This window comes from Sphaerisporangium sp. NPDC049002, from assembly GCF_040649355.1.
In the GTDB taxonomy this organism is placed as follows: domain Bacteria; phylum Actinomycetota; class Actinomycetes; order Streptosporangiales; family Streptosporangiaceae; genus Sphaerisporangium.
Genome location: NZ_JBEZFH010000237.1, coordinates 1 through 10,792, shown reverse-complemented (window position 1 = coordinate 10,792; position 10,792 = coordinate 1). Strand labels below are relative to the sequence as shown.

The window sequence follows — 10,792 nt, the reverse complement described above, 5'->3', positions numbered from 1 at the left end:
TCGGTGGGCTCACCCGCGGCCTCTGCCCGATCCGTCGCGGCCGTCCCGCAGGCGCTGCCGGTAGGCGACGTCGCCCGGCTGGAGGGCCTGCGGGGGAAGGTCCGGGGCCACGCCGCGCCGCGCCGCCCCGTACAGGCGGGCCAGGTCGTCGAACAGGATGGTGAGGGACCAGCCGTCGGCGGCGATGTGGTGCGACACGGCGCACACGACGTGGTCCACCGGCGAGAGCCGGATCAGCGTGGCGCGGAACGGCGGCGCGGCGGCGAGGTCGAACGGCGCGTTGACCCGCGCGCCGACCAGCCTCCTGGCCGCCTCCTCGTCGGCGGCGTCGGCCCGCTCGAACCGCAGGGGCGCCACCGGCTCGACCACGGCGAGCGGCCTGCCGTCGTCGTGCGGGTAGCGGGTGCGCAGGCCCTCGTGGCGGGCCGTGAGCCCCGTGAGCGCCGTGTCGAGCAGGGCGGCGTCGAGGGGCCCGGAGATCCTGCGTACCAGGTAGACGTTGTAGGAGGCGTCGCCCGGATCGAAGCGGTGCAGGAACCACAGCCGTTCCTGGGCGGCCGACAGCGGCGCCGGCGCCCCCTTCGGCCTCGGCTCGTACGGCGCCACGCTCGCGTCGGACCGCTCGGCGACGGCGGCGAGCCCGGCCACCGTGGGATGGGCGAACAGCTCGCGCACCGGGACGCGCACGCCCAGCGCGTCTGCGAGCCGGGCGACCACCTTGGTCGCCAGCAGCGAGTGCCCTCCGAGCGCGAAGAAGTCGTCGTCCGCCGCGAACCGCCGGGTGCCGCCGGTTCCCAGCACCTCGGCGAACACGGCCGCGACGCGGTGCTCGGCCGGGGTCTCCGGAGGCCGTCCCCGGCCAGGGACCGCGCTCTCGGGCTCGGGCAGCGCCTTGCGGTCGAGCTTGCCGTTGGGGGTCAGGGGAAACTCGGTCATCGGGACGAACACGGCCGGGATCATGTACGCGGGGAGCCGGTCGGCGAGCGCGGCCCTGTCGGCCCGCCCGATCACGTAGGCGACCAGGGTCTCCCGGTGCACGGCGACCACGGCCTCGCGCACCTCGGGCTGGGAGGCCAGCGCCGCCTCGATCTCGCCCAGCTCGATGCGGTGCCCGCGCAGCTTGACCTGGTTGTCCGATCGGCCGAGGAACTCAAGGGTGCCGTCGTGGCGCCTGCGGACGGTGTCGCCGGTCCGGTACAGCCGCCCGCCCGCCGGGCCGTACGGATCGGGGACGAACCTCCGCGCGGTCAGGCCGGGACGGCGCAGGTAGCCGTCTGCCACCCCGTCTCCCCCGATGACCAGCTCGCCGGGGACGCCGTCGGGCACGAGTCCGAGGTCCTCGTCCACGACGTACACCCGGGTGTTGGCGATCGGGCCGCCGATGCTCACGCTCGCGGGGCTTCGCGGGACCTGCCAGGCGGTGGACCAGATGGTGGTCTCGGTCGGCCCGTACATGTTCCACAGCCGCCCCACCCGTGAGCGCAGCTCGGCGGCCAGGGGCGGCGGCAGCGCCTCCCCGCCCGCCAGCGCGGTCACCGCCGGGCCATCGAAGCCGGCGTCCAGCAGGACGCGCCATCCTGACGGGGTGAGCTGCGCGTGGGTGACCCCGGACCGCTCGATCAGGTCCACCAGGGCCGCGCCGTCACGGGCCACGCCGGGATCGGCGATCACCACTCGCGCGCCGGTCACCAGCGGCAGGTACATCTCCAGGCCGGAGATGTCGAAGGACGGCGAGGTGACCGCCAGCCACCGGTCCAGGGGCCCGGACCCGAGCGACTCCCGCATCGCGGCCAGGAAATTCGTCAGCGCCCGGTGCGCCACGACCACGCCCTTGGGACGTCCGGTCGAGCCGGAGGTGTACAGCACGTAAGCCGGATCGCCCGGCCTCGCGAGGCTCGTGAGCCGGGTCCCCGCCTCGGCCTGGTCGTCGTCGCCGGTGGGGTCCAGCACCACCAGCTCGGCATCGTGCGCCGGGAGCCGGTCCACCAGATCACGCTGGGCCAGCACCACCCCGGCGCCCGAATCCCGCAGCACCATCGCGATCCGATCGGGCGGATACCCCGGATCCAACGGCAGATACGCCGCCCCCGTCGCCACCGTCCCAAGGAACCCGGCCAGCGTCCGGGCCGAACGCTCGGCGAACACCGCCACCAGCGCCCCCCCCCCCCCCCCCGCCGCCCGCAACCGCGCCGCCACCCCGCACGCGACCCCCTCCAACCCCGCGTACGACAGCTCCACCCCGCCCTGGACCACCGCCACCGCGCCAGGCGTCTCAGCGGCACGGGCCGAGAACATCTCCACCACCGTGGGCAGGCCGGGGATCTCCAGTTCAGCGCCCTCGCCCCGGGCCAGCGACCGCCGCCGCTCGTCCTCCTTTACATCCAGCAGCCGCGACAGCCGTAGGCCAGGGTCGGCGACGGCGCGCGAGAGGAGGGACAGGAAGGCCGAGGCGTACCCGGCGATCGTGCCGGGCTCGAACAGGTCGGTGTTGTAGGTGAGGATCAGCCGCCGGTCGTCGCCCTCGCCGAACACGTCGGCGACCAGGTCGTGGTGGACCTGGTGGTACCCGGCGTCGATCACTTCCGCCCGCACGCCGGGCAGGGCGAGCCGCGTCTCCCCCATGTCGTGCAGCACGAGCATGGTCTGGAACAGCGGGGCGCGGCTGAGGTCGCGTTCGACGCCCAACTCGTTCAGCAGCAGCTCGAACGGCACGGTCTGGTGCCGGTAGGCCCCGACCGCGGCGGCACGGGTGCGCTGGAGGAGCTCGCGGAAGGTGGGGTCGCCCGACAGGTCGCCCCGCAGCACGAGGGTGCCGGCGAAGAAGCCGACGAGGGAGGCGTACTCCAGCCGGTCGCGCCCCCCGATGGCCGAGCCCACGCACAGGTCGTCCTGGCCGCTGTAGCGGGCGAGAAGGGCCTGGTAGGCGGCCATCAGCACCATGAAGCTCGTACACCGCTCACCGGCGGCGAGCCCGCGCACTCCGTCCATCAGACCGGGCGGGAGCGGGACGACCAGGGCGGCTCCGTTGGTCGTGGCCAGCGCCGGCCGCGGGCGGTCCGCCGGCAGTTCGAGGGCCCGCGTCCCGGCGAGCCGCGCCTTCCAGTACTCCAGCGACTCCGCCGGCACGCCCGTCCCCGCCGCTCCCGCGGGCTCGGGCGCCCGCTGTGAGCGGGTGAAGTCGGCGAAGCGCGCGGGCAGGGGCGGCAGCGGCGAAGGCTTGCCCTCCCCGAACGCCGCGTACAGCCGGGCGACCTCGTCGAGCAGCAGCTTCAGCGACCAGCCGTCGCAGGCGATGTGATGGACCACCAGGCACAGGACGTGCTCGGCGGGGCCGAGGCGGGCCACGCTCGCGCGGATCAGCGGCCCGGCGGCCAGGTCGAACGGCCGGTTCGTCCGCTCAGCGAGGTATCCGGACACCTGGCCGGCGGTCAGCTCGGCGTACTCCAGCGGGAACGGCGCGGGGGCGTCGATCACCTGGACCGGCCCGCCATCCCTCGCGGGGAACCGCGCGCGAAGTGGCTCGTGCCGCGCGACCACCTCGGTCAGCGCCCTTTCGAGCACCCGGACGTCGAGAGGGCCGATGAGCCGTAACGTCGTGAAGAGATGATGCGATGAGTCCCCTGGGCGGAGCTGGTCGAGGAACCACAGCCGTTCCTGGCCGAACGATAGGGGGATCATTTCCGTGGGCTCGCGCATTGCGTCAGTACCTCTGCCGGACCGCGGCGGTGAAAGGGCTCTTGTCCGTCAGACAAGCGCGCGTCCAAAGCGAAATCACATAAGGCGTGGTGCAAACGCTCCCAAGGCCGACAGGTTAGAGATTGCGCTTTGGCGGCGTCAAGATGTCATACACGTTTCGTCCGGAATGGCCGTTATAGCGGGATATTCAATGACAACGATGTGTCCAGATCCTCACAAAAGCTTTGTCATTCTTGACACTTGTTCGGCCGGGTCCCTAGGGTGTGGGAGCGCTCCCACCTGACCAAACCCCCACGAAACCCCGTGCTGGAGGTTCAGTGACGCATTCGCTCCTGCCGGGCACGCCCGAAACCGCCCGAAACACCGCGTGGAGGGTCGCGTGACAGCCACGGAGACCGCGGTCGCCGCGATGTGGGCCGAGCTGCTGGGCGTCACGCCGGGCTCGGTCGACGACGACTTCTTCGAACTCGGCGGCCAGTCGCTGACCATGGTGAGGTTCCTCGCGCGCGTCCAGGAGACCTACGGGATCGAGCTGCCCGTCGACCTGCTGTTCACGGGCGACTTCACCATCGCCGAGGCGGCCAGGGCGATCGACCGGGGCCGGCTCGAAGCCGCCGACGACACCGAGATCGCGGCGCTCCTCGCGGAGCTGGAGAGCCTGTCCGACGAGGACGTGCTCGCCCTCCTCGCCGAGGAGGACTGACCTCCCTCATGGCCACCATGCTGCTGGTGACCCATGGCACCGACGGCGACGTGCTGCCGTTCGTACGGCTCGGACGGGAGCTCCGCGCCGGCGGCCACGACGTCACGCTCCTCACCCACGCCCACTACGCCGGGCACGCCGCCCGCGCCGGGCTCGACTTCGTCGCCATCGACACCCAGGCGGCGTTCGAGCGGACGCTGGCCGACACGCCCGAACTGCTGGACGGCCTCGGCTGGCCGGAGTTCTACGAGCGCAACGGGCTGTACGAGCAGATGACCCTGGAGTTCGGCGCCCTGGCCGCGCGGCACCGCCCTGGCCGGACCGTGCTCGTCGGGCGGCACACCTCGGCGCTGTCGGTGCTCTTCGCCGCGGAGGCACTGGGCGCCCCCGCCGCCTGGGTCGCCGTGGCGCCGATCCAGCTCATGGCCGCGCGCGGCGCCCTGCACGCCTACAGGAACCTGCTCGCGGACGGCATCGTCCGGGTGCGGCGGGAGCTCGGGCTCGACCCGGCCGCCGACTGGGACGCCTGGTTCGCCTCGGCCCGGCTCGAACTGGGCCTGTGGCCGCGCTGGTTCGACCGGGCGGGCGCCCGCTCCCCGGCCCGGGTCAGGCTGACCGGCTTCCCCCTCCCCGACGACGACCAGGACGACACGCTCCCCCCGGGACTGGACGCGACGCTGGACGGGCCCGTACGGCCGGTGCTGGTGACCGGCGGCACCGGCCGCATGCTGCACCGGGAGTTCTACACGGCCGCCGTCGAGGGCGGCAGGCTCGCCGGACGTCCCGTGCTGCTCGTCGTACGGCACCGCGACCTGGCTCCCGACCCGCTGCCTCCCGGCGTGAGCTGGTACCCGCGCCTGCCCTTCCGCGCCGTCATGCCCCGGGTCGCCGCGCTCGTGCACCACGGCGGCATCGGCACCCTGAGCCGCGCGCTCAGAGCCGGAACCCCGCAGGTGATCCTCGCCCACGGGGTCGACAGGCCGGACAACGCCGAACGCCTCGAACGCCTCGGCCTCGCCTCCTGGCTCCCCGCACCGCGCTGGACGCCCGAGGAGGTCTCGGCGCTCCTCACCAAGGAGATCGAGCGCCCTTCTCAGGCCGGGGAGCCCGGGGGGCCCCGCGACGACGCGGCGCTCTACGACACGGCGCTCGGCGAGGCGGCCGGGCGGATCGCGGCGCTGCTGGAGGCGCCCGCCACCGAGACCCCCGCCGACGGCATCCGCCGGCGGCTCGACCACCTGTCCGCCGAACAGCGGCGCGTCGTCGCGGAACGCCTGCGCGGGCGGCTCGCCCGGCGGGGGTCGTGATGCGGATCCTGCTCGCCCAGAACATGTTCCACCTGCCGACCCACGGCGGGGCGAACAAGTCGAACCGCATCCTGATGGAGCAGCTCGCCGCCCGGGGCCACGAGTGCCACGTCGTCGCCCCCATGTCAGGCGCGCTCCGCCAGACGTCCCTCGACCGGCACCTGTCCTACCTCGAAGGCCTCGGGGCGGCGATCCGCTCGGTGAGCGCCGAGTCGGTGACCTACGAGCACGAGGGGGTGGTGGCGCACGCCGTCGTCTCCCCCTCGCGGCTGGCCCGCGAGGTCGGCGCCGTGGCCGCGGCCCTGGACCCGTCCTGGACGCTGGTGCCGTCCGACGACCCCGGCATGATCATGCTGGGCGCCGCCTCGCGGGCGACGCCGGGCCGGGTCGTCTATCTGGCGCACACCTTGCAGCAGCTTCCCTTCGGCCCTGGAGCGTTCTACCCGAGCGCCGCGGGGACGCGCCTGGTCAAGGCCGCCGCGGGGGTCGTCGCCGTCAGCCGCGCGGCACGCGACCACCTGCGCGAGTGGGGCCCCATCGAGTCGGAGCTGATCTATCCGCAGGTGTACGGCGACCCCGTCACCGTCACCGGCCCCGGCCCCGGCTCGGGCTCGGGCTCGGGCTCGGGCGACGAGGGGGCGGTGACCATGGTGAACCCCTGCGCGTACAAGGGCCTGCCCATATTCCTGGCCCTGGCCGACGCCCGCCCGGACACCTCCTTCCTGGCCGTGCCGACCTGGGGCGCCACCGGGGCCGACCTCGACGCGCTCCACAGCCGGCCCAACATCAGGCTGGTCGAGCCCGCGGACGACATCGGCGTGATCCTCGCCATGACCAAGGTCCTCGTCATGCCCTCGCTGTGGGACGAGACGTTCGGCTACACCGCCGTGGAGGCCATGCTGCGCGGCATCCCCGTGCTCGCCTCGGACGTCGGCGGGCTGTCGGAGGCCAAGCTCGGCGTGCCGTACCTGCTGCCGGTGCGGCCCATCACCGGGTACGAGGCCGGGGCCCACGCGCGGCCCGTGCCGGTCGTCCCCGAGCAGGACGCGCGGCCGTGGGCGGAGGCGCTCGACCGGCTGCTGTCCGACCCCGGCCACCGCCGCGAGCTGGGCAGGCTGTCGCGGGAGGCCGCCACGTCCTTCGTCGCCTCGCTGGACGAGGGGGCGCTGGAGCGCTACCTCGGCGAGCTGACGCCCGCGCCCGCCACCCCCGCCGCCGACCGGCCGAGGGCCAGGGCGCTCACCCCCGAACGGCGGGCGGCACTGGCCGCCCGGCTGGCGGTCCACGCCGCACCCCCTCCGCCCGGCACCGTCCCCGACCAAGGAGACCATTCATCGTGATCGGCACCGCGCAGGCGCGGAGGTCGCCTGTGGCCAAGGTCGGCGACGAGGACCTCGAACGGCTCCTGCTCATCCGCCACTTCGAGCTGACCCTGCTGGAGCTGTTCGAGCGGGGCGCCCTCAACGGGACCACCCACACCTGCCTCGGCCAGGAGCACATCCCCGTCGCGCTGAGCCCGCTGCTCGGCGAGGACGACTTCGTCTTCAGCAACCACCGGGGGCACGGCCACTTCCTGGCCCGCTACCCCGACCCGCACGGGCTGCTCGCGGAGATCATGGGCCGCGAGGGCGCGCTGTGCGGAGGCGTGGGCGGCAGCCAGCACATCTACCACGAGCGGTTCCTGTCGACCGGGGTGCAGGGCGAGAGCCTTCCTGTCGCCGTCGGCGTGGCGCTGCGCCTCAAGCGCACCACCCACGGCGGGCTCGCCTGCGCGTACATCGGGGACGGCACCTTCGGCGAGGGCTCGGTGTACGAGGCGCTCAACATGGCGCAGCTGTGGCGGGCGCCGCTGCTCGTCGTCGTGGAGAACAACGGCATCGCCCAGTCCACGCCGACGGCCGCGCAGCTGGCCGGCACGGTCGCCGCGCGGGCGGAGGCGTTCGGCATCCGCCACCAGCGGTTCGCCGGCGTCGACCTCGCATGGATCCGCGACGAGCTCGGACCGCTGGTCACGGCGGTCAGGCAGACCTCCGGGCCGCTGGTCGTCGAGTTCGCCGCCCACCGCATCGGCCCCCACAGCAAGGGGGACGACACGCGCTCGGAGCAGGAACGGCTCCACGCGGAGCGGTCGGGCTGGCACCGGGCGTACGCGGAGGCGTTCCCCGAGCAGTTCGCCCGGATCGACGCCCGCCAGCGCGAGCTGGTCGCGCGGGTCGCCACCGAGGTCGCGGCCCGGCCTCCCGTCGCCCGTCCTCCCGTCGCCCGGCCCCCTGTCGCCCGGCCCACCGGCGCCGCGGCCCGCTCGTCCGCCGGGGAACGTCCGTGACGCGGGCGGAGCGGATCGTCGACAACCTGAACCAGGCGCTGCACCAGGTGATGGCCGACGACCCGAGCGTCCACGTGCTCGGCGAGGACATCGTCGACCCGTACGGCGGGGCCTTCAAGGTCACCAAGGGGCTCTCCACCCGGTACGGCTCGCGCGTGATGGCCACCCCGCTGAGCGAGGGCGGGATCGTCGGCGTCGGCGCGGGCCTCGCGCTGGCCGGTGACAAGGCCATCGTCGAGATCATGTTCGCGGACTTCGCGGGACTGGCGTTCGACCAGCTGCTGAACTTCGCGAGCAAGTCCACCATGATGTACGGCAGGCGCGTCGAGATCCCCCTGGTCGTGCGCTGCCCGACCGGGGGCGGGCGTGGGTACGGCCCGACGCACAGCCAGAGCCTGCAGAAGCACTTCATCGGCATCCCCGGGCTGTCGGTGTTCGAGATGAGCCCCTTCCACGACGCCCGCGAGCTGCTTCCCCACCTGCTGTCCCTGGGCGAGCCCTGCCTGCTGTTCGAGGACAAGGTCCTGTACACGCGGCGCGCCTACCAGCAGGGAGAGGTCGAGGACCTGTTCACGTTCGACCTGGTCGGGCCGCCGCCGTACGTCGCCCGCGTCAGGCTCGGCGACGGGTCCGAGCCGGACTGCACGCTGATCGCGCCCGGCGGGGTCGCGCACCGGGCGCTCTCCGCCATGCGGGCCCTGCTGCTGAACGACGAGATCACCTGCCAGCTCCTCGTGCCCGCCCGGCTCTACCCGTTCGACCCCGGGCCGCTGCTGCCGCTGCTCGAAGGGACGCGGCTCGTCTGCGTGGCCGAGGAGAGCACCGCCGGAGGCACCTGGGGAAGCGAGGTGGCCCACCGGCTGCACCGCCACCTGTGGGGCTCGCTCCCTCTGCCGGTGAGCGTGGTCCACTCGGCGCCGGACGTGGTCCCCACCGCGCTCCACCTGGAACGCGACGTCCTGATCCAGGACACCACCATCCGCGAGGCCGTCCTGGAGGCCCTGGCATGACCGACGTGCGCGTCCCCAAACTGAACAACAACGACACCCAGTACGTGCTGGTGGAGTGGGTCGCCAAGGACGGCCAGACGGTACGGGCCGGCGAGCCGCTGGCCGTGCTTGAGACCTCCAAGGCCGCCGAGGAGATCGTCTCCGAGGCCGGGGGCGTCCTCGGCCACCACCTCCCGGAGGGGGCCGACTGCGAGCCCGGCCAGGTCATCGCCCGGCTGTTCGTTACCGAGGAGGAGCGGACTCCCCCGGCCCGCGAGCACGCCAGGGAAGCCCCGTCGGCCGGGCCTGAGACCCCCGCCGATCCCGGGGAACCCGTCATCACCGCTCCGGCGCGGGCCCTGATGGACGAGCTGGGGATCGGCCCCGAGCGGGTGCGCGGCCTCGGAAAGAAGATCATCCGCCGTTCCGACATCGAGGAGCTCTCCCCGGCGGCCGGCCCCGCCCTCACGGCCGTACCTCAGGCCCACCGGGAGCGGGCCGAGCCGCCCGTCCCGGAGGAGCACGGGGAAGCGGAGCGGGCCACCGACCTGCCGCTGTCCCGCGCGCAACAGCGTGCCGCGGCGGTCGTGGAGCTGTCGCATCGGACCATCCCGGCCGCGTACACCGTCATGAAGGTCGACGTCGGCGCGGCGCTGGCGGCCGGCCGCGCGCTCACCAGGAGCCTGCGCACGCTGGTCGGCCTTCCCGAACTGCTCGTCGCGGCGGTGGGGTCGCTGCACGGGCGGTTCCCCCTCTTCTTCGCCTCCCCGGTCGACGCGCGCACCGTGCGGCTGCCGGCGGCGGCGCACGTGGGCGTCACCTTCGACGTCGGCAAGGGGCTGGTCATCCCCGTCGTCAGGGACGCCTCGGCACGCTCCCTGGAGGACGTCTCCCGCGACCTCATGACCTACCGTATGAGCGCGATGCGCGGTGATCTGCGCGAGCACGACCTCCAGGGCGCCAACATCGTCGTGACGCTGCACAACGAGCCCGGTGTGGTGCTGGCTGTGCCGATCATCTTCCCCGGGCACGCCTGCGCGCTGTCGCTCGCCGCGCCGCAGCAGGAGGTGGTCCCGGACGGCGCGGGCGGCTTCGCCGTACGGGAGGTGGTCTACCTGGGCGTGGCGTTCGACCACCGGATCGTGAACGGCCGCGACGCCGTCCTGTTCCTGGACGCCCTCCGCACGGCCCTCGCCTCCCCCGAGGCCCTGGCGTCCCCCGGCTCCTCCGCGAAGGACGGTGGCACGGCATGAGCGAAGAGCTGCGCGGACGGGTCGAGGGGCTCTCCTCCCATCGCCAGGAACTGGTCGCCCGGCTGCTCGCGGCCCGCAGGCGACCGGCCGGCGACACCATCCCCGTCGTGCCCCGCGACGCGGGCCTGCTCGAATGCTCTCCGGAGCAACGGCGGCTCTGGCTGGCCGCCCAGACCGACCGCCAGATCGCCGCGCCGAACGTCACCCTGGGACTCGGCCTGTCGGGGCCGCTCGACCTCGGCGCCCTGGCCAAGGCCCTGACCGGCCTGACAGAGCGGCACGAGGCGCTGCGCACGCTCTTCGTGAACGCGGGAGGTGAGCCCCGCCAGATGATCCTCGGCTCGCTGGACGCGCCTCTCACGGTGGTCGACCTCACCTGCGACCCCGATGGCGAGGAGACGGCGCGAAGGCTCGCGGTCGCCAGCTCAAGCTCGACGTGCTCGGCGTGCGGATGCAGTCGGCGATGGCGTACGCGCTCAGCGAGATCAAGCGGGTGGACGGCCAGGACGTCGACCTCG

At 73.6% G+C, this 10,792-nt stretch carries 8 protein-coding genes; 7 read left to right on the top strand and 1 reads right to left on the bottom strand.

What is annotated here, in order from left to right; all coding sequences use genetic code 11:
* Positions 1–9 precede the first annotated feature (9 nt).
* Positions 10–3,696 carry an amino acid adenylation domain-containing protein gene (locus tag AB0B89_RS31265; RefSeq protein ID WP_358559980.1) on the bottom strand — a complete coding sequence of 1,229 codons (3,687 nt, stop codon included), beginning with the start codon at positions 3,694–3,696 and terminating at the stop codon, positions 10–12.
* A gap of 379 nt (positions 3,697–4,075) precedes the next feature.
* Between AB0B89_RS31265 and AB0B89_RS31260 the strand changes: the two genes are divergently transcribed.
* The 7 genes from AB0B89_RS31260 to AB0B89_RS31230 all read left to right on the top strand — a co-directional run.
* The gene (locus tag AB0B89_RS31260) at positions 4,076–4,399 is read left to right on the top strand and encodes a phosphopantetheine-binding protein (RefSeq protein ID WP_358559978.1); all 324 of its coding nucleotides are present in this window, start codon (positions 4,076–4,078) and stop codon (positions 4,397–4,399) included.
* A gap of 8 nt (positions 4,400–4,407) precedes the next feature.
* Positions 4,408–5,706, top strand: a complete 1,299-nt coding sequence (locus AB0B89_RS31255) for a glycosyltransferase (RefSeq protein WP_358559976.1) — start codon at positions 4,408–4,410, stop codon at positions 5,704–5,706.
* On the top strand, positions 5,706–7,046 hold the full coding sequence (locus AB0B89_RS31250) for a glycosyltransferase family 4 protein (RefSeq protein ID WP_358559974.1): 1,341 nt from the start codon (positions 5,706–5,708) through the stop codon (positions 7,044–7,046). The genes AB0B89_RS31255 and AB0B89_RS31250 overlap by 1 nt, the downstream gene beginning before the upstream one ends.
* The gene (locus tag AB0B89_RS31245; protein WP_358559972.1) at positions 7,043–8,032 is read left to right on the top strand and encodes a thiamine pyrophosphate-dependent dehydrogenase E1 component subunit alpha; all 990 of its coding nucleotides are present in this window, start codon (positions 7,043–7,045) and stop codon (positions 8,030–8,032) included. Before AB0B89_RS31250 ends, AB0B89_RS31245 begins: the two co-directional genes overlap by 4 nt.
* Positions 8,029–9,042 carry a transketolase C-terminal domain-containing protein gene (locus AB0B89_RS31240; protein ID WP_358559970.1) on the top strand — a complete coding sequence of 338 codons (1,014 nt, stop codon included), beginning with the start codon at positions 8,029–8,031 and terminating at the stop codon, positions 9,040–9,042. The genes AB0B89_RS31245 and AB0B89_RS31240 overlap by 4 nt, the downstream gene beginning before the upstream one ends.
* Complete coding sequence (locus AB0B89_RS31235) at positions 9,039–10,274, top strand: 2-oxo acid dehydrogenase subunit E2 (protein ID WP_358559968.1); 1,236 nt, start codon at positions 9,039–9,041, stop codon at positions 10,272–10,274. Before AB0B89_RS31240 ends, AB0B89_RS31235 begins: the two co-directional genes overlap by 4 nt.
* The coding region (locus AB0B89_RS31230; RefSeq protein ID WP_358559966.1) for a condensation domain-containing protein at positions 10,271–10,792 on the top strand (522 nt) is incomplete at its 3' end. The genes AB0B89_RS31235 and AB0B89_RS31230, both read left to right, overlap by 4 nt.

Coding starts and splice junctions, on each gene's coding strand:
- AB0B89_RS31265 (WP_358559980.1), bottom strand. CDS start 3,696: ATGCGCGAGCCCACGGAAATGATCCCCCTATCGTTCGGCCAGGAACGG.
- AB0B89_RS31255 (WP_358559976.1), top strand. CDS start 4,408: ATGGCCACCATGCTGCTGGTGACCCATGGCACCGACGGCGACGTGCTG.
- AB0B89_RS31235 (WP_358559968.1), top strand. CDS start 9,039: ATGACCGACGTGCGCGTCCCCAAACTGAACAACAACGACACCCAGTAC.
- AB0B89_RS31250 (WP_358559974.1), top strand. CDS start 5,706: ATGCGGATCCTGCTCGCCCAGAACATGTTCCACCTGCCGACCCACGGC.